General features: G+C 60.6%; 21 protein-coding genes. 8 read left to right on the top strand and 13 right to left on the bottom strand.

Annotation, left to right across the window (positions count from 1 at the left end):
* Positions 1-18 precede the first annotated feature (18 nt).
* Both KHO31_RS28295 and KHO31_RS28290 read right to left on the bottom strand, forming a co-directional pair.
* Positions 19-1731, bottom strand: a complete 1713-nt coding sequence (locus KHO31_RS28295) for a SulP family inorganic anion transporter (RefSeq protein WP_201080822.1) — start codon at positions 1729-1731, stop codon at positions 19-21.
* Positions 1732-2202: 471 nt separating this feature from the next.
* Positions 2203-2523, bottom strand: coding sequence for a porin family protein (locus tag KHO31_RS28290; protein WP_236071502.1), 321 nt, complete (start codon positions 2521-2523; stop codon positions 2203-2205).
* A gap of 330 nt (positions 2524-2853) precedes the next feature.
* Between KHO31_RS28290 and KHO31_RS28285 the strand changes: the two genes are divergently transcribed.
* The 3 genes from KHO31_RS28285 to KHO31_RS28275 all read left to right on the top strand — a co-directional run bounded on the left by KHO31_RS28285 (position 2854) and on the right by KHO31_RS28275 (position 5473).
* Complete coding sequence (locus KHO31_RS28285) at positions 2854-3192, top strand: helix-turn-helix transcriptional regulator (protein WP_236061542.1); 339 nt, start codon at positions 2854-2856, stop codon at positions 3190-3192.
* Positions 3179-4435, top strand: a complete 1257-nt coding sequence (locus KHO31_RS28280; RefSeq protein ID WP_211624612.1) for a type II toxin-antitoxin system HipA family toxin — start codon at positions 3179-3181, stop codon at positions 4433-4435. The genes KHO31_RS28285 and KHO31_RS28280 overlap by 14 nt, the downstream gene beginning before the upstream one ends.
* A 180-nt stretch (positions 4436-4615) precedes the next feature.
* Positions 4616-5473 (top strand): PA4780 family RIO1-like protein kinase, encoded by an 858-nt coding sequence (locus KHO31_RS28275; RefSeq protein ID WP_201080816.1) that lies wholly within the window; start codon positions 4616-4618, stop codon positions 5471-5473.
* Between the two features lie 83 nt (positions 5474-5556).
* Here the strand turns inward: KHO31_RS28275 and KHO31_RS28270 are convergent, their stop codons facing one another.
* From KHO31_RS28270 to KHO31_RS28240, 7 genes are all read right to left on the bottom strand, one after another.
* Positions 5557-6618, bottom strand: a complete 1062-nt coding sequence (locus KHO31_RS28270) for a LacI family DNA-binding transcriptional regulator (protein ID WP_211624610.1) — start codon at positions 6616-6618, stop codon at positions 5557-5559.
* A 48-nt stretch (positions 6619-6666) separates the two neighbouring features.
* Positions 6667-7857, bottom strand: a complete 1191-nt coding sequence (locus tag KHO31_RS28265; RefSeq protein WP_211624608.1) for an ABC transporter ATP-binding protein — start codon at positions 7855-7857, stop codon at positions 6667-6669.
* 11 nt (positions 7858-7868) lie between these two features.
* A complete protein-coding gene (locus KHO31_RS28260; protein ID WP_201080810.1) occupies positions 7869-8780 on the bottom strand; it encodes a carbohydrate ABC transporter permease in 912 nt (303 codons plus the stop codon).
* Positions 8780-9721, bottom strand: a complete 942-nt coding sequence (locus tag KHO31_RS28255) for a carbohydrate ABC transporter permease (RefSeq protein WP_201139511.1) — start codon at positions 9719-9721, stop codon at positions 8780-8782. Before KHO31_RS28255 ends, KHO31_RS28260 begins: the two co-directional genes overlap by 1 nt.
* Before the next feature lie 9 nt (positions 9722-9730).
* Positions 9731-10969, bottom strand: a complete 1239-nt coding sequence (locus tag KHO31_RS28250) for an ABC transporter substrate-binding protein (protein ID WP_201080806.1) — start codon at positions 10967-10969, stop codon at positions 9731-9733.
* A 48-nt stretch (positions 10970-11017) separates the two neighbouring features.
* A complete protein-coding gene (locus KHO31_RS28245; protein WP_201080804.1) occupies positions 11018-12427 on the bottom strand; it encodes a GH1 family beta-glucosidase in 1410 nt (469 codons plus the stop codon).
* A gap of 443 nt (positions 12428-12870) precedes the next feature.
* Entirely contained in the window at positions 12871-13776 is a 906-nt protein-coding gene (locus tag KHO31_RS28240; RefSeq protein ID WP_201080802.1) for a LysR family transcriptional regulator, read from the bottom strand.
* 203 nt (positions 13777-13979) lie between these two features.
* Here KHO31_RS28240 and KHO31_RS28235 point away from each other — a divergent pair, with 203 nt between their 5' ends.
* Genes KHO31_RS28235 through aroE form a run of 5 tightly spaced genes read left to right on the top strand, consistent with a single transcriptional unit; the run spans position 13980 to position 17886 of the window.
* A complete protein-coding gene (locus KHO31_RS28235) occupies positions 13980-14939 on the top strand; it encodes a ketopantoate reductase family protein (RefSeq protein WP_211624606.1) in 960 nt (319 codons plus the stop codon).
* A gap of 41 nt (positions 14940-14980) precedes the next feature.
* Positions 14981-15373 (top strand): VOC family protein, encoded by a 393-nt coding sequence (locus KHO31_RS28230; RefSeq protein ID WP_201141037.1) that lies wholly within the window; start codon positions 14981-14983, stop codon positions 15371-15373.
* A 1-nt stretch (position 15374) separates the two neighbouring features.
* Positions 15375-15833: a MaoC family dehydratase gene (locus KHO31_RS28225; protein ID WP_201141001.1), complete on the top strand. Its 459-nt coding sequence runs from the start codon at positions 15375-15377 to the stop codon at positions 15831-15833.
* Entirely contained in the window at positions 15833-17056 is a 1224-nt protein-coding gene (locus KHO31_RS28220; protein WP_201080798.1) for a CaiB/BaiF CoA transferase family protein, read from the top strand. The genes KHO31_RS28225 and KHO31_RS28220 overlap by 1 nt, the downstream gene beginning before the upstream one ends.
* Entirely contained in the window at positions 17053-17886 is an 834-nt protein-coding gene (aroE, locus tag KHO31_RS28215) for a shikimate dehydrogenase (protein ID WP_201080796.1), read from the top strand. The genes KHO31_RS28220 and aroE overlap by 4 nt, the downstream gene beginning before the upstream one ends.
* A gap of 302 nt (positions 17887-18188) precedes the next feature.
* Here aroE and KHO31_RS28210 read toward each other — a convergent pair whose 3' ends face one another.
* The 4 genes from KHO31_RS28210 to KHO31_RS28190 form a co-directional block, all read right to left on the bottom strand.
* Complete coding sequence (locus KHO31_RS28210; protein ID WP_211624604.1) at positions 18189-19388, bottom strand: porin; 1200 nt, start codon at positions 19386-19388, stop codon at positions 18189-18191.
* A 654-nt stretch (positions 19389-20042) separates the two neighbouring features.
* Positions 20043-20723, bottom strand: coding sequence for an alpha/beta hydrolase (locus KHO31_RS28205; RefSeq protein WP_201083250.1), 681 nt, complete (start codon positions 20721-20723; stop codon positions 20043-20045).
* 1013 nt (positions 20724-21736) lie between these two features.
* Entirely contained in the window at positions 21737-22954 is a 1218-nt protein-coding gene (locus KHO31_RS28195) for a DUF2252 domain-containing protein (protein ID WP_211624602.1), read from the bottom strand.
* 75 nt (positions 22955-23029) lie between these two features.
* Positions 23030-23797, bottom strand: coding sequence for a bestrophin-like domain (locus KHO31_RS28190; RefSeq protein ID WP_201108651.1), 768 nt, complete (start codon positions 23795-23797; stop codon positions 23030-23032).
* Positions 23798-23940 lie beyond the last annotated feature (143 nt).

The following is a 23940-nucleotide window of genomic DNA, read 5'->3' as shown; positions in this document are numbered from 1 at the left end:
TGTCCGGCCAACAGATATTTACGACGCGTCTTTCACGTTCGTACCAGGCTGCTCCACGCCCGCCACGCGCAGCGCTTCATGCAGGGTGCTGAAAATACATTTTGCACCGACGACCGGCGTGATCCCATGCCGGTCCATGTCCGAGCGCAAATACCGGTTCACGCGCGCGAAGATCATTTCGGTACCTTGGCTCTTTAGCGTCTCGCACAACTCGCCGATTGAACGCGCCGCCGAATAGTCGAGGTCGGTGATCGCGCCGGAGTCGATCACAAACCAGCGTACCGGGCTCGGCGCATGATCGATCAGGGTGCGGGTGTCGTCGACGAAAAAATGGTCGTTCGCGTAGAACAGATCGGCGCCGAAGCGATAGACGATCAGCCCCGGTGCGGTCTGGAGTCCGGGCGCGGCCGGCACCGGTACCCAGATGCCGCCTTCGCCGGGCACGAGAATCATGGTGTGCGGCTGGTAACTGTGCCGCACATGCCGCAGCAACGATAACGCCACCGCCACCAGAATGCCGTGCTCGACACCGATCAGCACCACGGCCGCCGCGGTGAATACGGCCAGCGTGAATTCACCTGGGCTTTCGCGGCGGATCGAAAACAGCGTCGTCAGATTGATCAGGCCGATGGCGATCGTAAACACGATGCTGGCCAGAACGCAGTGCGGCAGGTACTGCAGAAAACGGCTGAAAAACAGCAGCACCACGACCACCACTAGCGCGAATACGATCTGTGCGAACTGGCTGCGCGTACCGGCGCGATCGGCCATGGCGGTTTGCGTCGGGCTGCCGTTCACCACGAAGGCGCCGGAAAACGCCGCTGCGGCGTTGGCAGCGGCAATACCCAGCAGATCGGCATTGGTGTCGACGGTTTCGTGATAGCGCTCGGCGAATACGCGGCTCGCAGCGGCGCTTTGCGCGACGATCATGACGAAACACGAGGCGGCGACCGGCAGCAGATCTAGCAGCTGCTGCCATGTGACCGAGGGCATGCGCAGCGGCGGCAGCCCGCCAGCCACCGGCCCAAGTATGGCAATACCGTGCGCTGCGAAACCGTAGACGTCGCTTGCAGCGATACCCGCCACCACCGCGATCAACGGCACCGGCACACGTGGCAAAAACCGCTTGCAAACCAGAATGGAGACCACCACCAGCACAGAAATAGCGAGCGTCGGCAGATTGATCTGCGCCGACTCGCGCACCACGAGCGCGAGTTGATCGACGCTGCGCGCGGCATGCCCGGGCACGCCGAACATGTCGCCCAGCATGGCGATGCCGACCTGCACGCCGACGCCGGCGAGGAAGCCGACCAGCACCGTGCGCGAGAGAAAGTCAGCGAGAAAACCGAGCTTGAAGATCCGTGCGATGAACAGGAGCGCGGCAGTGAGCAACGCGACCATCCCGGCGAGCGCGGCATATTCGGCACTCGAAGCCGGCGCCATGGTCGAGAGCCGGCTGGCGAAAATGGTGGCGGTGGCAGAGTCGGCAGCCACGACGAGGTGCCGCGACGCGCCGAAGAACGCGAACGCGATAAGCGGCAGAAAGACGGTGTAAAGGCCGGTAACGGCAGGCATGCCCGCAATGCGCGCATAACCGAGCACCTGCGGAATATCCATCGACGCCAGTTGCACGCCGGCCAGCGCATCGCGCGCCGCCGCGGCACGGCTCAAAGGCAGCACGCTCTTCAGTACGCCAAGGCGTGTGGTGATGTTTGACAGAAAATCTCGCATGCGCGATGGTGCCCCGAACTAAGGTTATCGCGCATCGTGCCGCGACTCGGCACACAAAGGCAAGGCTTGGGACTGCGGACGGGTAAAGAAAAACCCTAAAGCCCGCGGGTCTTCCGGCAGCGTTGCCGAACTGCCCCTACTTTGGACTTAACGCTTGAACTGCCCTGTCAGCGGATCCACATGCCGCGCGAAACCGAACAACGCGGCAATGCAGATCGGACAGGCGATGATGAACACAGCCAACATCTCGCACCCCGTAACAAATTGTTACTGGCAAGTTTAAGCGATTGCCGTGCGAAATGAATGAGGGAAAACGCAAAACACTGTTGCGCAGTATTACAAAAACGTTACCGCGGCCCATCAAGCGCAAGATGGACCGACGGCTCAAGCCACGTCGCTCTTTCACGTCGGTCACCTCGGTCGCGACAGCACTAGCCGTGTGTTGGATTGCATTCATGGGGAGACTCGCGCCTAGAAGTTGTGATACATGCCCAGCGATACGGTGACCGGCGTCGTGCCGAGTTCCGGTGCGGTGCTGCCGGTTTGTGTCGGCAGCGGATTATTGTTCAGCAGTACGGTGGAAATGTCGTAGTTACGGATGAAGCCGGCGCGCGCATCGAACCCCGTGCGTTTGGAGAGGGTGTAGTCGTAGCCAAGCATCACGCCGAATGCCGAATCTTTCGCGAGATTATTTGCCGAGTCGTGCACGCCGGACGTATCGCGATACACCACCGACGCGCGGAACGCGTTGCGCCGACGCCGCCGTTGCAGTTGTATCTGATGTCTCCGCAAGAGTCCCAACTGACGCGGCCGGCGGAATATTTCGTCCACTGCATCGAGGAGGCAATTGGGCCGTTGTTGAGGGGGCCGGTGACGGGCGAAGGGGTTTGAAGTGATTTGCAAGGCTCTTTCGCCGGTCGCCCCACCTTGAAATGTCCGATACTTTAGGCACAAAATAAAAATTTGACTAAAATATCGGACATTCCTGTGTGGTGTCATTCATTTGTATACCGCCCCAAGCCCCCGATTTGTCCGATACTTTTGACACATTCAGAATATTTGCCTAATCTATCGGACATGCCTCGCACCTTTCAACGTCCCTTTCCGTCGGTCGAGAAGCAGATGCGTGCTCTCGGCGAACGGCTGAAACTCGCCCGCCTGCGGCGCGAACTCCCAACCGTTCTGTTCGCCGAAAGGCTGGGCATTTCGCGCGACACGTTGAACCGCCTCGAGAAAGGCGATCCGAATATCGCGCTCGGCACCTATATGCGAGCGCTTCGCGTGTTGGGCCTCGACAAGGACATGGACGCCGTCGCCCGCGACGACGAACTCGGCCGCAAGTTGCAGGATCTCAAGTTGCCGGGTCAGCGAAAACCGCGTACGGACACGCCCGGGGCCGCTGCGATCAAAACCGGGCAGCCGACAAAAAACCGCCCGAAGAAATCTGATGGTCAGCAATAAACCTCGAGATGCGTTCAAGGTATTTCTCGACGCAGCCGAACTGAGCAGCATGCAGCAGGTCGGCACCTTGTATCGCCAGACCACACGCACCGACTTGCCTGCCTCGTTTGCCTATGAGAACAGTTGGGTAGACGGACGTCAGGCATTCATGCTCGACCCGCGCCTCGAGTTATGGACCGACGAGCAATATCCGCCTGCCAAGTCCGCCGCATTCGGCGTCTTCATGGACTCAGCGCCGGATCGCTGGGGCCGCGTGCTGATGGAGCGCCGCGAGGCCGCGGCGGCAGATCGCGAAGACCGGCCCATGCGTAATTTGCAGGAAATCGATTTCCTGCTGGGCGTACACGATCTGACGCGAGTCGGCGCGCTGCGGTTTCAGGGCACGGAGGGACATTTCCTCGACAACAGCGCCGATGCCGCGCCGCCGGTCACCGATCTCGCGACCTTGGCGTATATCAGCCTGCGCATTGAAGAGGCGGATATCGAGAAACTTCCCGAGTACGAGCGGTGGCTCGCCATGCTGATCGCCCCCGGCACATCGCTCGGCGGCGCTCGCCCGAAAGCGAACTTCACCAGCTTGGGCAACGATCTCTGGATCGCCAAATTCCCGGCGAAAGACGACCGTTATGACATCGGCGCGTGGGAATACATCGCCCACCGACTAGCGAGAAAAGCCGGCATTTGGGTGCCGCAGTCCGAACTCAAGTACGTCGGCGCACGTTATGGCACGTTCTGCGTCGAACGATTCGATCGCCGTGAAGGCAGCCGGCGCATGTACACCTCTGCCATGACCTTGCTCGAACGTCAGGATGGCGAATCGGATGCAAGCTATCTGGACATTGCCGAGTACCTCGCCGGCAACGGTGCACAAGGTCATATCGACGACGATCTCACTCAACTCTTCAGAAGAGTCGTCTTCAACGTGCTCGTGGGAAATCGCGACGATCATCTACGCAATCACGGCTTCATTCGCGAGGCATCGGGCTGGCGACTCTCGCCAGCGTTCGATATGAATCCGAACCCGGGCAAGCGGGAACACGCGCTCACGCTGGATGGCATAAGCGCCCTGCCGAGTCTTGAAACCGCGATCGAAACCGCTGAGTTTTATCGACTCGACGATACGCAAGCGCGCCGCATCGTTGCGGAAGTTCAAGACGCCGTCAACACGTGGCGGGAAGAAGCCACCGCGGTGAATCTGTCCCGACCCGAAATACAGCGAATGGAGTCTGTATTTCAGGCGTGATGCCCTCGCATGGCGGCCACACATACGGGGAGCGCCGGTTGCATCCGGCACCTTGACGCTCGCGTTCCGACACATGTCTCCATACCCCTTATAATCCGGCATGATCCGAATTCCGCACCCTCTCCCCGCACGTCCGGCCGCTCAGCGCCGATCAGCCGCCCACCGCTCCCCGGCGGCCGCATGAAAACACCCAAACGCCTGCTCCCGCTGGTCGAAGAAGGCCTGATCGACGAAGTCATCTCGCAGCTGATGAGCGGTAAGGAAGCCACCGTCTACGTGGTCCGCAGCGGCGAATCCACGCGCTGCGCAAAGGTCTATAAGGACGCCAAACAGCGCAGTTTCCGCCAGGCTGCGTCCTATCAGCAGGGTCGCAAGGTCAAGAACAGCCGCCAGCAGCGCGCCATGGAAAAAGGCAGCCGCTATGGCCGCGAAGTGCAGGAACAGGCGTGGCAGAACGCGGAAGTCGATGCGCTGTTCCAGCTCGCCAACGCGGGCGTGCGCGTGCCGCAGCCCTTTATCTGCACTGACGGCGTGTTGCTGATGGAATTGGTGACCGATGCGGACGGCAACGTCGCGCCGCGTCTGAACGATGTCGAGATGACCGAAGCACGCGCGCTCGAATTGCACGCGCTGCTGCTCAACCAGGTGGTGCGCATGCTGTGCGCCGGCATGATTCACGGCGACCTGTCCGAATACAACATCCTGCTCGCAGCTGACGGCCCGGTGATCATCGACCTGCCGCAAGCCGTGGATGCCGCCGGCAATCTGGAAGCGCCGGCCATGCTGGAGCGCGACGTGAACAACCTCGCCACGTATTTCGGCCGCTTCGCGCCAGCGTTGCTCGATACGAGCTACGGCAAGGAAATCTGGTCGCTGTACGAAGCAGGCGCATTGCACGTGGACGCCAGGTTGACCGGCCGTGTCGAACTGGACACCACGCCGATCGATCTCGAAGCCGTGCTGCAGGAACTCGAAGACACGCGGCTCGATGAAGAAGCGCGTTTGCGCTACGAACAGTCGCTGCGCAGCGGGACCTAAGTTCTAACCGCGCCTACGCCACGCGTAAGCGGCGCATGAGCGAGGCCTGGCACACCCACCCGCGCGCCGGCTCCGAGAAGAGGCTACGCCGCGCTGCTGCAACTGGCTGCCTTGACCTTGATCGACGCAGCCTTCCCCCCCGGCGCCGGCCCCACCGACTCCCGCATCGTCACGCTCACCGGAAACTCGCGGAAGATCTCCCACGAGGTCCGGTAACATTGATTGATCAGCCAGCGCACCGCGTTCTGCGTCAACTCCGCCGTCGGGATATGCACCGAGGTGAGGCCAGGCGCGGCATAGGCGGCCGAATAATCATCGTCGTAGCCGATTACGGAGACTTCGTCCGGTACGGCAATGCCCGCCTGGTGGAAGCGCGCCAGCACGCTCACCGCCATTGTGTCGTTCGCGCAAAAGAGACCGGTGAAACGCCGCTTCGAATCGAGCAGCTTCTGCGCGGCCGCGTAGCCGCCTTCTGGCGAGAAGTCCGATTCGATCAGCGTGACGTCCTCGCGTGCGATGCCTTCGCGCAGCAATTCGGCAAAGAAGCCTTCGAGCCGGGTCTGATTGTCCGAAGCGCTGAATGGCCCGGAAATCACCGCGATGTCCCGATGCCCATGATCGAGCAGCGTGCGCGCCGCCAGTTCGCCTCCGCGCCGATGATCCGCGCAAAACGACGCCTCCGGCAACTGATCGAACGCGCGATTCAGAAACACCATTTTCGGATGCATGCGATGCAGCATGTTCAGATCGTCGTCGTGCAGATCGTGGCTGATCACCACCACGCCGTCGCAGTCGCGGCCAATCAGAAAGTGCACCGCCTCGATGGCCTGCTCGCGCGGCGACACTTCCCCGCAACCCGTCGCAACCACCACGTGGCGGCGCACCGCGCGCAGTTCGGTGTCGGTCTGCTTGAGAATCGTGCCGTAGTAAGAGCCGAAGAAGGTCGGCACGAAAATACCGATCATGCCGAGCGATTGCGTCGCCATCGCGCGGCCGATGGACGACGGCCGGAAATTCAGCGCTTCGATAGCAGCCTTCACACGGGCGGCGGCATCGGCTGAAATGGGTCCCTTACCGGAAATGGCTCGTGAGGCAGTCGACATGCCGACGCCGGCCAGTGCCGCGACATCTTTGAGTGTTGCCACGCGGTTCTCCGTCAAGCCTGTTGTATTCAACGACGCGGCGTCCAGTCACTATAGACGCGCGCCGCCTTCTTCATCGAACAGCGAAATATGCGCGCTATCGAACGCGAACGCCGCGGTATCGCCTACCGCCACCGGCGTCTTCGTCTGGTCGATCGACGCGATTTGCACTCCATGATAGTCGAGCCAAATGACACGGTGGTTGCCCATCGGCTCGATTAACGAAATGTTCGCGCGTTCGTTCATTTCCGTGCTCGATCCCTCACCGACACGCACGTCTTCGGCCCGGACGCCGAGCACGCAAGGTAGACGATCCGTTGGCAGGTCTTTGAAAGGATATTGCGTCACATCGAGCCGCAAATGCGCTGTGCAAAAGTGGTGTGAGCCGTCGCGCACCTCAAGCGTGCCCTTGAGCAGATTCATCGCGGGCGAACCCAGAAACGTTGCGACGAACAGATTGTTCGGCCGTGCATAGACTTCGGCGGGCGTGCCGAACTGCTGGATCACGCCGCCGCGCATCACCGCCATGCGCGTGGCGAGCGTCATGGCTTCGACCTGATCGTGGGTCACGTAGATCATCGTCGCGCCCAGGCGCTGGTGAAGTTGCTTGAGTTCGCGGCGCAATTCGGTGCGCAACTTGGCGTCGAGATTCGAGAGCGGCTCGTCGAACAGGAACACGTCGGCCTCGCGCACGATCGCACGGCCGATCGCCACCCGCTGCCGCTGCCCGCCGGAGAGTTGCGCCGGCTTGCGCTTGAGTAGCGGTCCGAGTTGCAGCATCTCGGACGCACGCGTCACCCGCCGCGCGATTTCCGCCTTCGGCGTACCGTTGATGCGCAACGCAAACGACAGATTGCGCTCGACAGTCATGGTCGGATACAACGCATATGACTGGAACACCAGCGCGATACGGCGATCTTTCGGGTCGGCCCACGTCATGTCAACGCCTGCAATTTCGATGCTGCCGTCGGTCACGTCGATCAAGCCAGCGATGCTATGCAGCAAGGTGGATTTGCCGCAGCCCGATGGGCCGAGCAGCACGACGAACTCGCCGGCACGCACGTCGAGATCGAGATTTTCGATCACCGTATTCGCGCCGAGCTGGATCTTCAGGTTGCGCACCGACACGTTGGCAGGATTCGACAGACCCGCCGCATCCGCCACATTGCCAGCGTTAGCCACGTCTGCCGTATCTGCTGCCGCATGTGCCTCCGCGTTTGCCACATTAGCCAGGTTTGTCATTCCTTATCGCCTTATCCCTTGACGGCGCCGGACGCAATGCCGCGCACAAACCAGCGGCCCGAAATGAAGTAGACCGCAAGCGGCACCATGGAGGTCAGAATGGTCGCCGCCATATTGACGTTATAGAGCCTCTCGCCGGTCGTCGTGTTGATGATGTTGTTCAGCTGCACCGTCATCGGCAGGTTTTTTGTGCCGGCGAACACCAGCCCGAGAATGAAGTCGTTCCAGATGCCCGTCACCTGCATGATGACCGCGACGACGATAATCGGCGTGGACATCGGCAGCATCAGTTGCAAGAAAATACGCCAGAAACCGCCGCCGTCGATGCGCGCCGCCTTGAACAGCTCCTGCGGAATCGACGCGTAGTAGTTGCGAAACAGCAGCGTCATCACGGGCATGCCGAAGATGGTGTGAATCACCACGATACCCGGCAGCGAACTGAACAGATGCACGCTCGCGAGCACGCGTACGAGCGGATAGACCATCACCTGCACCGGAATGAAGGCGCCCATCAACAGGACGCCGAACAGCAGCCCGGCCCCGCGCGGGCGCCAGAACGACAGCGCATAGCCGTTCACCGCGCCGATCATGATCGACAGCACCGTGCTCGGCACGACGATACGCACCGAATTCCAGAAGCCGACCTGAATGCCGTTGCAATCGAGCCCCGTACAGGCGGATTGCCACGCGGCGCTCCATGCGTCGAGTGTGAAATGCGTGGGGAAGGCGAGCAGATTGCCGAGGCGAATCTCGCTCATCGGTTTGACCGACGTGACGAGCATCACGTACAACGGCAGCAGGAAGAACAACGCGGCGGTCAGGAGAAATGCGTAGACGCCGAGGCGCGCGGGTGTAAAAGCCCGGCGGCGTCGGCGGCTATGGCTCGGCGTGCCGCCTTTCAGTGGAGGATCGAGCGTGTTCATCACACGTCCTTGCGCAACGCAGCGCGGTTGCGGGCATAGAAGAACGGCGCGAGAATCGCGAGCACCGTGGCCAGCAGCACGATCGACGCTGCCGACGCGAGACCGATATTCGCGCGGCCGAACAGGTAATCCATGATGAACTTCGCCGGCACTTCGCTCGCCGTGCCAGGACCGCCTTGCGTCATCGCAACCACGGCGTCGTAAAGCTTCACTACCATTACGAAGAGCAGCACGAAGGCAGTGGAGATCGAAGGTCCGAGCATCGGCACGACGATACTCGCATAGACGCGCCAACGCGGAATCCCGTCGATACGCGCGGCTTTCCACAGTTCGTCGTCGATACCGCGCAAGCCGGCCAGCATCAGCGCCATCACGAGACCGGACGCCTGCCACACGGTTGCGATGACGATGGTGTAGATCACCCAGTCCTGATCGACGATCCAGTCGAAGCGCGCATGCACGAAACCGAGCTTGTGCAGCACGGCCTGCGCACCCAGTTCAGGATTGAGAATCCACTGCCAGACCAAACCCGTTGCGACAAACGACATCGCATACGGATAGAGAAACACCGTGCGCAACGCGCCTTCCGCCACCACACGCTGATCGATAAATATTGCCAGCAGCAAACCGATCACCATGCACGCAACGATAAAGCACGCGCCGTAGATCACGATGTTCTGCAGCGACAGCAGCCAGCGATCATTGTTGAACAGCCGCGTGTATTGCGTGAGGCCCGCGAAGTCGCCGGAGGGAAACGTGCGCGAGTTGCTGAGGGACACGCGCGCGGTCCAGACCATCGTGCCGAGATACGCGAACACGACAGTCAGGACCATCGGCAACAACGCCAGCCATGCCGCTATTGGCAAACGCTTTTTTAGCGGCCTTTTCTGCGGCCTTTTGCGAGGCTTGGCGTCGGCGGCTTGCAGCTTGAGCGCGTGCATGGCGAGCGCCTAGCTCTTCAACGCACTGGCAAATGCCTTCTGCGCATCGTCGACCGACTGGTTCTTGTTCCAGAAGTTCGTGATGACGTCGATCAACGCGCCCTGCGTGTCGGGCGAGAGCAGCATTTCCGGATTCGGCAACTGACGCGACTTGTCCTTCATGATCGCAATGCCCTCCTTCGCGCAGATGTCGAGACTGCTGGCGTCCACATCGGGACGAATCGGAATCGAACCTTTCTTCGCGCTGAATGCGACTTGCGCGGCCGGCGACGTCATCACCGTGGCAAGCAGATTCTGCGCCTTGATCGCATTGGCGTTGTCGGTTTTCGGAAACACGAATACGTCGCCCGCGACCAGATACGGCGAGTGCGGACCGAAGCCAGGGAAGCAGCCGAAGTCCTTGCCCGCAATCTGGTTGGCCGCCGAGAATTCGCCCTTGGCCCAGTCGCCCATGATCTGTACACCGGCTTTGCCGGAAATTACCAGCGCGGTGGCATCGTTCCAGTTGCGGCCAGGCGAGCCGGGATCGACGAAGTCATGCAAGCGCTTGAACGATGCGAGCACCTTCTTGAACGCATCCGACTTGACCGCGTTCTGGTCGCGATCGCGGTACACCTTCAGATAAAGATCAGGACCGCCGACGTCGGCAAATACCGCGTCGAACGTGATCTTTTCCTGCCACGGCTGACCACCGAGCGCGAGCGGGATCACACCTGCAGCTTTCAGTTTGGTGAGATCGGCGAGAAATTCGTCGTAGCTCTTTGGCTCGCCGGCAATGCCGGCCTTCTGGAACACTGGCTTCGAATAGAAGAACCAGGCCGGCATGTGAATATCGACCGGCGCGGCGTAGTAATGGCCTTTCACCTTGATGCTGTCGAGGATCGATTGCGGGAACACGCCGTTCCAGTTTTCTTTCGCGGCGACGTCGTCGACGTTGTTCAGCAGGCCCTGGTCGATCAGGTCGTGAAACTGCTTGGAGGTATTGAATTGCGCGGCGGTGGGTGGATCGCCGCCGACGATCCGGTTGATCGCGGTGGAGCGCGCCTGATCGGCGCCGGCCACCGCGTTGTCGACCCACAGGCCACCGGCCTTGTTATACGCATCGGCGAACTGGCGGATCGCGGCGGATTCGCCGCCGGAGGTCCACCAGTGAATCACGTTGGCCTTCAGGGGTTCCGCATGCGCGACGACGCCATACAACGCCAGTGCCGCAACCACGCCTCGCAAGACCATTTTTCTGCTGTTCATTCCGTCTCCCGTGTTTCAAGTCGACATGCAAACCAGCTTCACCTGCTTTCAGACCTGCGCCTTACGCTCCTTCAAAAACTTCGCCACCAATTCCGCACTGCGTTTGACCGTACGCTTCTGCGTACTGTAGTCGACATGTACGACACCAAAGCGACGCTCATAACCAAATGCCCACTCAAAGTTATCCATCAGCGACCACAGAAAATAGCCACGAATATCCACGCCGGCCTTGATCGCCTGATCGACCGCCGCGAGATGCCGCTTGAGGAACGAGATGCGCTGCGTATCGTCGACGTGGCCATCGATCACCTTATCATCCGAGGCCATGCCGTTTTCGGTGATGTAGATCGGCGGCAGATTGCGATACGTGCTGTTGAACCCGGTCAGCAGATCGCGTAAGCCGTCGGGGTACACCTCCCAGCCCATCTGCGTGCGCTCGACACCTTCAAGCGGCACTTCCCGGATTCCATGCGCGCCGTCGCTCGCGACGCTGGTGCGGAAGTAATAGTTGATGCCGAGGAAATCGAGCGGCGCGGAAATGGTTTGCATGTCGCCGTCGAGCACCAGCGGCTCTGTACCCGGCCACAATTCGAACAGGTCTTGCGGATACGCACCCTTGAGCAATGGATCGAGAATCCACGCGTTGTGCTGGACTTCGAACAGATGTGCCGCACGCTGATCCGCAGCGCTGTCGCTATTGGCCGTGCCGCGACCGAAGTTGGCGACGATACCTTTCAGCGAGGCCGGGTCGTTGGCGCGCAATACCGGCACCGCGAGACCATGCGCGAGCAGCAGATGATGCATTGCCTGTGTCGCAAAGCGTCCATCGGCGAGGCCTGGCGCGTGATGCCCATTGCCATAGCCGAGATACGCTGAGCACCACGGCTCGTTGAGCGTCGCCCATGCATCGACTGTGCCGGCCAGTTCGCGGCTCATCAGGTCGGCGTAGTCGGCGAACCGGTAAGCGGTATCGCGATTGAGCCAGCCGCCGCGATCTTCCAGATGCTGCGGCAGGTCCCAGTGATAGAGCGTCACGAAAGTCGTGATGCCCTTCTCTTTCAGGCGGTTCAGGAGCCGCTTGTAGAAATCGAGCCCTTTGCGATTGGGCACGCCTGCAGCGTCCATCACACGTGGCCATGCGATCGAGAGCCGGTAGCCTTCGAGACCGAGCGAGACCAGCATATCGACGTCCGCTTCCCATCGATGATAGTGATCGCAGGCAACGGCGCCGGTGTCGCCGGCCAGCACCTTGCCGGGCGTCGCCGAGAAGGTGTCCCAGATCGACGGCAGGCGGCCGTCTTCATCCACCGCGCCTTCGATCTGATACGAAGCCGTGGCGGCGCCAAGCAGGAAGTTTTTGCGCCATAGCGTGGAGTCCGCGGGCGGGGTGAAGGGATCGGCGAGTGCGGCGAGGTCGCGGGATATTGCGTCGGATACAGCGGAAGCGTCGTTTGCCACGGATTCTCCTGCGCTGAGGTCGTTGAACCGGGTACGGCGAAACTCGATGTGGAAGCTGCCTCAAAGTCGAAGTGGAAGCGCTTCCACAACGACCAGCGAACGATAGCAGTGCGAGATTCGCTGCAGCAATCAGGGTTTGTCTGGAGAACTTGCCGGCATGCGCGGCACCGCGATGCGTGGTGCATTGAGGTATTGCCTGAACCTGGATTCAACAGGCTGTTGGCGCTGTCCAACGATTTAAAGCGATCTCTCATGCGCAGGCGGCGCTGCTGGCAAACGATCTGGGCAGAACGGTAGCTTGAACTGGCCGTCGTTATGGGCGAAGGCAACGTGGACTGCCATCGATGTGCGTGAATACCCACTACCTTACGCAATCAGAGGAACCAGCCAATGACCACCCCACAGGGCGTTGTCACGCTAATGTGACTTCGGGCGATCCGTGGTCAACCCGCACTGCAGAACAACTGCACGACCAGACTACGCAGCCAACGGTTTCCCGCCTCATGATGGTATCTGGCATGCCAGTGCTGCCGAACCGCGAACCCGTCCACAGGAACCGGGCAAGGGTGCACTGCCAGATCATTGACCTTTGCTAAGGTCTCGCCAATGTGTCGAGGCAGCGTCGCAACCAGGTCGGTGCTTTTGATGATAGCGCCGAGTCCGAGAAATCCGGGCAACTCCAGCACAACGTCGCGTTCGATATGCTCGCGCACCAGCGCCTGTTCAAGCAGTTGCGCGCCCGTCCCCGCAGTGATCGCGACATGTCCCTCGGCGCGGTACTGCTTCAATCCGAGTTTGGTCTTCAGCCGCGGATGATGACGATTCGTCAAACAGACCCAATCCTGCAGGTATAGCTGCTGTTGATAAATCCCACCGCCAAGCCAGGGCACGTGACCAATTGCCAGGTCAGCCTCGCCGGATTCCAGTGCCCGTTCGGTGTTGCCGTCGATACGCGCCGCTTCCAGGCGTATGCCCGGTGCCTGCGCGCGCACGTGCGCCAACATTCGCGGTAGCAGCGTGATGTGACTGGCGTCGGTCATGCAGATACGGAAACGCCGTTTCGCCGTGGCGGGATCGAACGCAATTTCCCACGCTGCAAAGCGCCGCAGTGACTCCAGAATTTCCCGGCAAGGGCCGATCAGTGCATCGGCCTGTGGCGTCGGCGCCATGCCAGCCGGCGTTCGTATGAACAGTGGATCCTGCAAATGCTCCCGCAAACGCCCCAGCCAGATGCTGATCGTCGGCTGGCTCTGTCCGAGTTGCTCGGCCACACGGGTGACGCTGCGGACATCGTAAAGGAGATCGAATAACTGCAGCAGCTTCAGATCGGGGAGTTCTGTTGAGCTCATAGGACTATTGTTCAACGCAATGACGTCATTGCGATCATAGCATTGCGAGAATGAACGTCCCCTCGTATCTTGAACTTCAGTTCAAGAAGGAACCACCGAGAATGCAGCCGCGATATTGCTTCAGGCAATGACACCATTGAATTCATTGCATTGCCGGCATGATCCTCGACTTGTATCTTGATCTCCATGTTAAGGAGACGGCAGTGAAGATCGCGATTCTAGGTGCGGGTGCACTGGGCTGTGCGATTGGCGCGGCGCTGACCGAAGGCGGCAACGAGGTCTGGTTGCTGAACCGCTCGGCGGCTCACGTTGAGGCGATGAGGCGTGATGGTCTACAGGTAGACGATACGAATGGCTCCCGTCGCGTGAAAGTGCACGCCACGACGTCGGCTGCTGAAGCCGGCATCGTCGATCTGGTCGTCGTGCTGGTCAAGTCATTTGATACCGATGCTGCGATGCGCGGCGCACTGGAATTAGTTGGGCCCGAAACGCTCGTCCTGTCATTGCAGAACGGCCTCGGGCACGAAGATGTTCTTGCCGATGTCGTGGGGCGTGAGCGGGTACTGGCTGGCAAGACTTACGTCGGCGGCGTGATGCGCAATCCGGGGCACATCGAGTCTGGCGTGGCCGGCAAAGCGACCCACATTGGCGAACTGGACGGCCGCATTACCTCCCGCGTGAATGCGATCGCCGAAACGTTCAATGCCTCCGGATTAGACACGACAGTCAGCGCCAATATCGTCGGCACGATGTGGGACAAGCTGCTGGTCAATGTCGCGACCGGCGCGCTGACCGGCACAACCGGACTCACATACGGCCAGCTTTACGACGAACCGCTTTTGAAGGCGGCCGCACTCGCAGCGGTCGCCGAAGCGATGGCGGTCGCCGAGGCCGCGGGCGTGGCCCTTTCCGCAGTCGATCCTGAACGCGCGTGGACGCTCGCCGGCGAAGGACTTTCGTCGGCCTTCAAGACTTCGATGCTGCAAAGCCTCGAAAAGGGATCCATTACCGAAATCGACTTTATCAACGGCGCGGTCGTGCGCTGGGGACAACGGCACGGCGTGCCAACCCCGGTCAACGCGACGCTGGTCGCCTGTATCAAGGGCATCGAGCGTGCCATGGGCGACCGACAACACACAACATCTTGCATGGAACCAGAGTAAGCACTAAAGCACGAACTTTGGTCGACAAAGGAGACAACCCCATGAACGGTAGCAAGGCCTATCTGGAGCACGTGGCCATCTGGGTGAAGGACATCCAGTGGCACATCCGCTTTTTCGAAGACGTGCTCGGCATGACGATGCGCGAGGTCGACGGCACCATCAATGAGCCCCGGCAGTACTGGACGCTCGGTGGTCTGCAATTCATCCATAACCCAAACCACGACGCGCCAGAGGGTCGGCTCGACCACCTTGGGATTATGTGCGAAGACATGGAAGCCGCGCTCGTCGCCGCGCAACGGTACGACGTCACCGAGATGCCGCAAGGACGCAACTGGTTGCGTTTGCCGGACGGCCTCGCCGTCGAACTGATCCAGGCAAAACCCGCCTCGTGCGTGGCACGCGCACTGGACATCAACCCGCGCGCGGAGGGTTGAGATGACGATCGTCGATAAATACTGGGATGACGCCCGCGAAGGTGACGAGTGCGTGAGCCCCACCTATACGGTCACCAAAGAACGCATTCTGGCCTACGCCGACCTCACTGGCGATCACACGCCTGTCCACGTCGATGAGGAATACGCGAACGCGAGCCACTTCGGATCGATCGTCGCTCACGGCCTGTTCGGTTTGTCCATTGCCGATGGACTCAAGACTCAAAGCGAATACCGTTTTCTGCCGGGCATGTCGCTCGGCTGGACGTGGGACTTCAATCTGCCGATCAAGGTGAACGACGTACTGCACGTGAAATTCCGTGTGGGCACGATGCGGGCAAGCAAAAGCCGTCCGGACTGGGGCATTGTCGTGCTGCCGTCGGAGTTGATCAATCAGGACAGCCAGGTCGTCCAGCATGGTGAGCACCGTCTGATGGTGCCGCGCCGACCGGGAGCATTCTGATGCAAGCACGTCCTCTTGAGGGTATCCGCGTCGTCGACTACAGCCATTTTCTCGCTGGTCCATATGTCGGGCGCTGTCTCGCCGCGCTTGGCGCCGAAGTTATCAAAGTTGAACGTCCAGGCACCGGCGACGCAGGACGTCAGCACGCCACCGTGCTCGACGATGAGCAAAGCGCTTATTTTCTGCAACTGAACATGGGCAAGCGCGGCGTCAGCGTCAACATGCGCGACCCGCGTGGGAAGGAGTTCATGCAGCGCCTGTGCGACTCGGCGGATGTCTTCGTCGAAAACTACCGGCCGGGCGCGCTGACCAAACTCGGGCTCGGCTACGACGAACTGTCGGCGCGCAATCCGGGTCTCGTCTACTGCTCTATCTCCGCCTACGGCCACACGGGACCGGACGCGCACCGTGCCGGTTTCGGCCTGATTGCAGAGGCGAAGAGCGGGATCATGCAGATGATTGGCAATCCCGGAGAGCCGCCGCCGTTGATGCGCATCTCACTCGGTGACATGTACACCGGTATTCATGCGGTGGCGGCGGTCAATGCCGCGCTGCTGGGTCGCGTAAAGAGCGGTCGTGGACAGCACATCGACATGGCGTTGTACGACACGCTGGTATCGATGCACGAATACGCGGTGCAGTGCTACACGATGCAAGGCATCGTCCCTGAGCAGACCGGTCACGACATGCCTACGTCAACGCTCTATGGCGTGTTCCGTGCCGCGGATGGTGACCTGGTGATCGCCGCACAAGTCGACGATGCGTGGAAGCGCTTCGCGGCGCTCGTCGAGATGCATGGCGGACCTGCCGGTTTCGGTGCGGATACGCGATTCCATACGTCGAACGGGCGCAATGCCAATCGTCTGGAGATTCTTTCGGTAGTGAAGCCCTGGGTTGCCGGACGACCAGTCGCTGCGGTGCTGGAACTGCTCGACAGCATCGACGTGCCTTGCGCGAAAGTGCAGCGCATCGACGAGGTGCTTGCCGACCCGCAGATCATCGCGCGCGGCATGGTGGTCGAGCAGCAACACCCGCGCTTCGGAACGTTGCGCCTGCCGAATCTGCCATTCCGCTTTTCCGACTGTGACACGACCATCCGCGAAGTCGGGCCGGACCTCGGTCAGCACAATGCGGAAGTGGCAGCGTCACTTGGCTTTGATGCGGCCGAGATAGACGCCATGCAGACCGACGGCGTGTTGTATTCGAAAGTGAGGCCGTCATGAGCGACCAGTACGCAGTGATCGGCAATCCGATCGGCCATACGAAATCGCCGTTGATTCACCGGTTGTTTGCTGAAGAGTCGCAGCAAGACATGTCGTACACGGCAATCGAAGGACCGTTGGAGCCGCACGACGCTTTCGCTGAGACCGTCCGGTCGTTTATCGCCGGAGGCGGCAAAGGCATGAACGTGACTGCGCCCTTCAAGCTGAAGGCGTTCGCGATGGCCGACGAACGCAGTGAGCGGGCGGCGCTGGCTGGGGCGGCGAATGCGCTGAGCTTCAGGAACGGCCGGATCATTGCCGAGAATTTCGATGGCGTTGGTCTCGTACGGGACATCGAAGTCAATCTGAAACTGCCGATGGCCGGCAAGCGCGTGCTGCTTCTCGGTGCGGGGGGCGCGGTGCGCGGCGCATTGCTGCCATTCATCGCGGCGCGTCCCGCTGAACTCGTCGTTGCAAACCGGGATGTCGCGAAGGTCAAGGCGCTGGCCGCACAAGTCGCGACAGGGGATTCTCTCGTCGCATGCGGGTATGGCGACCTCGAGGCGATGGGGCGCTTTGACCTGGTGATCAACGCAACGTCGGCGAGCCTCACCGGCGAACTCCCGCCAGTACCACCGGGCGTATTCGGCCCGACGGGAGCAGCTTATGAGCTCGCCTACGGCAAGCGCCTAACGCCTTTTTTGCGCCTCGCACGCAACGCGGGTGTGCTAGGTATAGCGGACGGTGTCGGAATGCTCGTCGAACAAGCTGCCGAAGCGTTCTCGTGGTGGCGCGGCGTGCGACCTCAGACGCAGGCGGTGATCGACCGGCTCACCGTTCCCCTCGATTGACTCGTCCGGTGGACGTCAATGACACCTGAAACCCATCGATACTGCAGCTACCAGGTCGATGGTCCGTTGTTCAAGCCTCCTGATCCAGGATAAACCCTCGGCTATCTGCACTACTGTGACAAGAGGGATGACTTGAAACGGCTCTGTCAAGTTGACGGGAGTAGTTGGCTTCTCCGGCTCACGCGTAGTTATCCTTATTAGATTACGTTGCCGGCTACGGTAGCGATAGTCCGACCATCGCATATCGGAAGCGAATTGCGGTGGCGGAGTTAACGCTACGCCGCCACCGCCATCCTGCCCGGTTAGAACCGCGTGATGATGCCCACACCCACAGCAACCTGGCTGCGTGACGAGGACGGTGCGCTGTTCTGACCGTCACCGATATTCGCCGTTGCGTTGATGATGCTCTTGCCGTTCGTCCCGAGCGTCTGGCCACCCGCACGCTGATAGGCTTCCAGCGCGTACAGGCCGGTGCGCTTGGAAAGACTGTAGTACTGCGAGAGGTTGAATTGCTGATAGCTGGCCGCGCTCGAAATGCCATTCGACTCTGTTGCGCGGGTATAGCTATAGCCGGCCGCCAGGTCCAGCGCCGACAGCGGCTTGAAGTGCAGCACTGCGCCAGCCGTGTTGAAGATCGCCTCGCCGTGGAAGAACGAGTTGATACCCGGGATGTATTGCACGTTCGAATATGAGAACGAGACGTCCCATTGCGAGCTGAACGCATAACCACCCGTCACTGCGACCCGCTGTTGCGCCTGCGCCGTCTGGTAGCCGTTATTGATGCCCGACACACCCGCCTGTGCGCCGTTATTCGACGTCGTGGAGTTCGGATCCCACGCACCGCCGCCCGGCGCCGCGTTATTGATGCGCTGGTAGCCTGCGGCGATCCCGAACGGACCGTGCAGATACTGGATCGCCCCGCTAATCGTCGAGCCGGCATTGGTGCTGCCCGCCACGCCGCCCACCGAATACGAACCGCTCACCGTCAGGCCGTACATGTTCGGCGACGTGTACACCAGCGAGTTATTCGCGCGGTACAGCGTATCCAGCGAATCGATATCGCCCGGGTGTGCGCCGTACGCGCCGGTCAGCCACGTGGTCGGGCTATAGGGCGACAGCAGCGAGTAGTACGACGTGTACTGGCGGCCAGCGGTGAACGAACCGTAAGTGGCATTGGCCAAGCCGACATAGGCCTGGCGGTTGAACGCCAGACCGGAGACGGATTGCGCGCCGGTTGCACTGTTAAAGCCTTCTTCCAACTGGAAGATCGCCTTTGTGCCGCCACCCAGATCCTCAGCACCCTTCAGGCCGAAACGGCTGCCCGCCCAGATGCCGTTGATCATCTTGACGACCGAGCGGCCGCCAGTCGTTGAACCGAGCGACGTCTGGCTGCTTTGATAGCCGATCCCCGTATCGACGATACCGTACAACGTCACGCTGGTTTGAGCGTGCGCGCCGAGGGCGACCAACCCAACGGCCGAGGCTGCTAGTGCCTTTTTCATTGCTGCTCCTTTGTAAAATCTTTTCTCAATCTCTAACACCAGTAATCGCCCCGGCAATCTAAGGTGTGCAGAGCTAGCCGGCTCAGCGTGCCGGTGCAAATGCGAAGAGGGGTGAGCACTGGGTTGCGCCTGGATTTGCAAACCAGCCCGAAGTGTCGTTCAAACGCCCGCCGATGTCTTTCAGGGTTTATACGAATTTGTACGATCTAGTTAGTTTCTTCTGGCGTAGCTTCGATTGAGCTAGCGTGGCCGCTTTGATTGCGGTGAAGCGAAATGGGGATGAAGCCGGAGGATCTGGACGAACTTTTAAAAAAGTCAAAACCAGTATCCGCAGATACAAGAGCTAAGCTCGAATCTGGTGCACGGGGGGAGTTGAGGCGGGAGATAGAAGGCGGTGATCAACCTGCCGCCACGCTCGACGGCGGAAGATGCTTAAGTTGAAATTGGCCCGCCTCAATCCACGGCTACATTCGGTCTCGTGGCGTAATCCGTAACTCGGGCGGACCGATTCACCTGCGAACCCGGACGACAAGATCGTCTTCCGGCGCCCTGCCTCACGCCCGATTGGCGGCCGCCGCAAGGCGTAGACGCACTTTCGTCGGCCCGGACGCACCGGAGCCGCTTGTGCTCTACAAAAAAAAACTGCGGGACGCTTCAGGAAGATGCTGCGAGGAGCGCACCGAGCCAAGCGCGCAACGCCGTTATCTCCTCCGCGCACACTGAATGCGGCATCGGATACGCGTTCCAGTCGACCTTGCAACCTCGCGTGATCGCAAAGTCGCGCGCAGCCTCCCCTAACTGGATCGGCAAAACCTCGTCGTATAAGCCGTGTGCGGCAAAGATCGGCGTACTGCGGTTCGCGGCGCTCAAGCGGCTGTCAATAAAGCTCGGCGATGGCACATATCCTGACATCACGATCAAGCCGGCGAGTGCCTCAGGGTGCGTCAGTCCCGCTGAATAGGTCATCGCCGCGCCTTGCGAAAAACCCGCGAGAAAGATGTTCGATGTTGGAATGCCCCGCTGGTTCTGCGCTTCGATTAACTGACGCACAGTTGCGCAAGACAATTCGATCCCCGCTTCGTCAACTTTCTCATTAATGCTCTGAAACGACCGGATGTCATACCACGCGCGCATCACGTAGCCGTCGTTTGCGGTAACGGCAATCTCCGGCGCGTTGGGAAACACGAAGCGCACGGCAGGCGCATCGGTCAACCGCAGTTCGGGCACGAGCGACACGAAGTCGTTGGCGTCGGCGCCGAGACCGTGCATCAGGATCACGGCGAACCGGGGATTCGGCGCACTTTCAATTTCAATGGTGGGGGATTGGTCGGTCATGTATTGCGCCTACTCGGTTTCAGGAAACGTTCAGAGTATCTGAGATGAGTACAAGCAGCATACAGCCGAGCGAGACAAGCCACGGCGGTCATCTCGATTGTCATCGTGTCCAGTCGTCAAAGTCGGGCGTGTGGGCGGATTTTTGAGTTGTGAATCGTCACGCGGCGTCATCATGACATGCAAGATGCATCGCGAATTCAGTATACCGGCTTCCTGGCGTACTCCTCGCAGTCCGACCACGCGTCGCCCTGCGCCGCGGCGCCCCCAAGAGTCAGCCAGGCTTTTTGCCAATATTGGTGGCAGCAAAGGCAGTGTGCAAAGCGCTGACACAGAATCCGGAATAACGGAGCCGGACTTCGAGATGGGCTACGGCCCGTTCACTCCCTGACGTTAAAATGGAGATCTTGTGTGCCTGCCAACCGGCCGGGACTTGCCAGCCTGCCCGCCGTCACCAAATCTGGCTGGAGGTCTCCGCGAGTCATCCGTCGCGGCCGCGCAGCGTCAGTCGCACAGGTGCCACTCAGCGCTGGCTATCCTGGATCAGAAAAGTTGAGCGCCGAGCTCACGCAGACTGTCCCACTTGACGGTGCTAACGAACTGCCGGCCGGTGATGTCGAGCGATTCGATCATGGCCCGTTGTCCGCGGGCTTCGGCGACGACGCGCACTATACGCGCCCGGTAGCGCAGCAGCGCCCCAATCGGCGGGCACAACGCTTCTCGACGACTCCGCGATCGCTTCTTTTCCATACCATCTATCTATATAGGCATCAAACGAACTGCAGGACCGTAGTATGTCTACGCCCTCACCGCACCCGATGCTACCAGGCCGATTGAAGCTCGTCCAGGTCGGGCTCCTGTCGACACAGGCTCCTTTCGGGAATCTGCCAAGTCGAAGCGGCAGTGGCCTGCTGGCAAACGGCAATACCCTCTTTCTATCCGGTGTGGTCCGACAGGCAGGGAACCAGCGATGCCAGGCACTGGACACCTCATTGAGCGCCCAGCGCGACCTGTCGTTAAGACTTCTTCACCGGCAAATTAAACTCACCCCGATCGTAAGCCTCGCAATACGCCTTCCAGTCAGCCCCTACCTGCGCCTCGCACTGCGTCGCAAGATCGATCAACGGCAATTGCCAATCCTTGCGATTACCGAACGCGATCAGTTCGTCCGCAATCGACGACTTCTGCCGGCCGCCGCTGCGCAGTTGCCCCCACGCGCTCAGTTGGGCCATGCTGTTGACCACCTCTTCGAGCCGCGGCAGCTTGCCGTCCCAGTCGCTCAATGTCACGCGGTCTTCCGAAGGCTGCAAGCTGCGCAGCACATACGAGCGCTGATTGAATTCGACCGCATGCAGGAACGCCTGCGAGACCGCCTGATTGCGCCGCTGAACTTCGACCACACGCTGCGCCTCGTTCTGCCACTTCGGCTGCGGCGTACGTACATGCGGCGTCACCGAAGAAGGTAGCGCCTCTTTCAGGTCGAGCAGATAGTTGCCGTCCGGCGAGCCTTTGCCTTCGACGAGGATCGCGTAGCGGTCCACACCCAGGCTGCCGGTGCCGGCAATCCGCCGCGCCACATCGATGACGCGATAGAAGTCTGGATTGGGTTGACCGGCGGCGAACTGATGCATGAACTCGGTGACCGCGGCGCGCGCCTTCTCGCTGACCGCCAGCGCTTTCTTGCCGTCCACCTTCAGCATGCGGGTCTTGCCCTTGAGCGTGCAGCGCCGGTCGAGATACTCGGCGCGCGTGCGGCTCGCCAGTGCGTCGAACAGATCGCGCACCATACCGGTCGAGGTCTCCGCTTCAATCCAGCGCGCTTTGCCGAAGGCGAGCGCCGCACTGTAGGAATCGACCGCCGTGTGGCACAGCGCGAGTGCCTCTGCGCGGCTCAGCTTGAGATCGCTCGCGCCGACCAACACGCTCGTGAGGAGGCGCACCAGTTCGTAAAGGCTCGGCGCGAGGCAGGCTTCATCGAAATCGTTGTTGTCGAAATAGATGAGATGGTTGTCGCCCCGGTAGCTGCCGAAATTTTCCAAATGCATATCGCCGCAAATCCACACCGGCGGTGCATCGTCGAGCACCTTGTCGCGCGGCAGACGCGCGTAAAACAGATGACAGGTGCCACGCAGAAACACGAACGGCGAGCTGCGCATGAGCTTGTATTTCATCGCGAGCCGTTCAGGATCGCGGCCGGTATTGAAGCTGGCGATGGTCTGTGCAATATCGGACACGGGTTTCTCCTTCATGCGGTTCAATGCGGATGCAATGCGGATGCAATGCGGATGCAATGCCGGTTAAGTACAGGTTCAATGCGGACGGATGGAATCCGCGAGCGCATCGAGATTGAGCGGCTTCACGCGAATCACCCCCCCGCGCGGGCTGTCTATATCTGCGACCAGCATGAACGACAGCGACACGATCAGCGGAACGATCAGCAACAATCCGGCTCCCGCTTTCAAACCGCGCGCGCCGTAGCCGACCAGCACGTTGGCGCACGCCGCGATCAGCACCATCAGCGTCCATGCCGCAAAGGGGATGCGATTCCACCATGCGGCCTGCGTGTAACCCTGCGTATTGAGCACATCGTTCATTCCGGCGACGGCGAGCGCCGCCACCGGTGTGGGCTGCGCGGCAGCGGCGTTCTTCACTGCCGACCACATTTCGTTCTGCAGCCGCGATGTCTCAGCATTGACCCGGGCGAGCTCGCCGGCGTCGCCCGTGGTATAGAACAGCACGCGCTCATCCAGATAGTTTTTCAGCAAGCCGCGTACGGTCGCCGCATCGGCGGCGGGCAACAGATCGGCGCGGACGTATTCGGTGCCGATCGCATTCGCCTCTTCTTCCTCGTAGTTCTTGCGTTGATCGTAGCGGCCTACCGCCATCGAAAAAGTGAAACCAATGATCAGCGCGAGCAGCGTCAGCGTGGCGGCCTGAATCACGCTGAAGTCGTCACGTGCACCCTCGTCGATCTTTCTGAAGCGTCGCAGCAGGGACGCGCCGATGCGCGCCGACAGCCACATTGCAACGAAGGAAACGATGAATACGAGTGCCGGATAGTCGAGAAGGTTTTGCATGGGCGAGCGTCTTTCTTATCAGAGTTTTGTTGGCAGGAACGCTTAGGCGGCGATTAAACGTGCACAGCCATTGCATCATAAGAGACGCGGCGCGGATGGGGAAGCATGCGGGCATACAGGCGCGCGACCTGCAGCATGCAGGC

It is taken from the genome of Paraburkholderia domus (genome assembly GCF_905220705.1).
Classification (GTDB): domain Bacteria; phylum Pseudomonadota; class Gammaproteobacteria; order Burkholderiales; family Burkholderiaceae; genus Paraburkholderia; species Paraburkholderia domus.
This window is presented reverse-complemented; position numbering and strand designations above follow the sequence as displayed.

What these genes read in the sequence shown, in the direction of transcription:
- KHO31_RS28210 (WP_211624604.1), bottom strand. Translation starts at nt 19,388, where the DNA reads ATGAAAAAGGCACTAGCAGCCTCGGCCGTTGGGTTGGTCGCCCTCGGC.
- KHO31_RS28190 (WP_201108651.1), bottom strand. Translation starts at nt 23,797, where the DNA reads ATGCAAAACCTTCTCGACTATCCGGCACTCGTATTCATCGTTTCCTTC.
- KHO31_RS28205 (WP_201083250.1), bottom strand. Translation starts at nt 20,723, where the DNA reads ATGACCGACCAATCCCCCACCATTGAAATTGAAAGTGCGCCGAATCCC.
- KHO31_RS28275 (WP_201080816.1), top strand. Translation starts at nt 4,616, where the DNA reads ATGAAAACACCCAAACGCCTGCTCCCGCTGGTCGAAGAAGGCCTGATC.
- KHO31_RS28285 (WP_236061542.1), top strand. Translation starts at nt 2,854, where the DNA reads ATGCGTGCTCTCGGCGAACGGCTGAAACTCGCCCGCCTGCGGCGCGAA.
- KHO31_RS28240 (WP_201080802.1), bottom strand. Translation starts at nt 13,776, where the DNA reads ATGAGCTCAACAGAACTCCCCGATCTGAAGCTGCTGCAGTTATTCGAT.
- KHO31_RS28250 (WP_201080806.1), bottom strand. Translation starts at nt 10,969, where the DNA reads ATGAACAGCAGAAAAATGGTCTTGCGAGGCGTGGTTGCGGCACTGGCG.
- KHO31_RS28220 (WP_201080798.1), top strand. Translation starts at nt 15,833, where the DNA reads ATGCAAGCACGTCCTCTTGAGGGTATCCGCGTCGTCGACTACAGCCAT.
- KHO31_RS28225 (WP_201141001.1), top strand. Translation starts at nt 15,375, where the DNA reads ATGACGATCGTCGATAAATACTGGGATGACGCCCGCGAAGGTGACGAG.
- aroE (WP_201080796.1), top strand. Translation starts at nt 17,053, where the DNA reads ATGAGCGACCAGTACGCAGTGATCGGCAATCCGATCGGCCATACGAAA.
- KHO31_RS28255 (WP_201139511.1), bottom strand. Translation starts at nt 9,721, where the DNA reads ATGCACGCGCTCAAGCTGCAAGCCGCCGACGCCAAGCCTCGCAAAAGG.
- KHO31_RS28280 (WP_211624612.1), top strand. Translation starts at nt 3,179, where the DNA reads ATGGTCAGCAATAAACCTCGAGATGCGTTCAAGGTATTTCTCGACGCA.
- KHO31_RS28265 (WP_211624608.1), bottom strand. Translation starts at nt 7,857, where the DNA reads ATGACAAACCTGGCTAATGTGGCAAACGCGGAGGCACATGCGGCAGCA.
- KHO31_RS28230 (WP_201141037.1), top strand. Translation starts at nt 14,981, where the DNA reads ATGAACGGTAGCAAGGCCTATCTGGAGCACGTGGCCATCTGGGTGAAG.
- KHO31_RS28260 (WP_201080810.1), bottom strand. Translation starts at nt 8,780, where the DNA reads ATGAACACGCTCGATCCTCCACTGAAAGGCGGCACGCCGAGCCATAGC.
- KHO31_RS28295 (WP_201080822.1), bottom strand. Translation starts at nt 1,731, where the DNA reads ATGCGAGATTTTCTGTCAAACATCACCACACGCCTTGGCGTACTGAAG.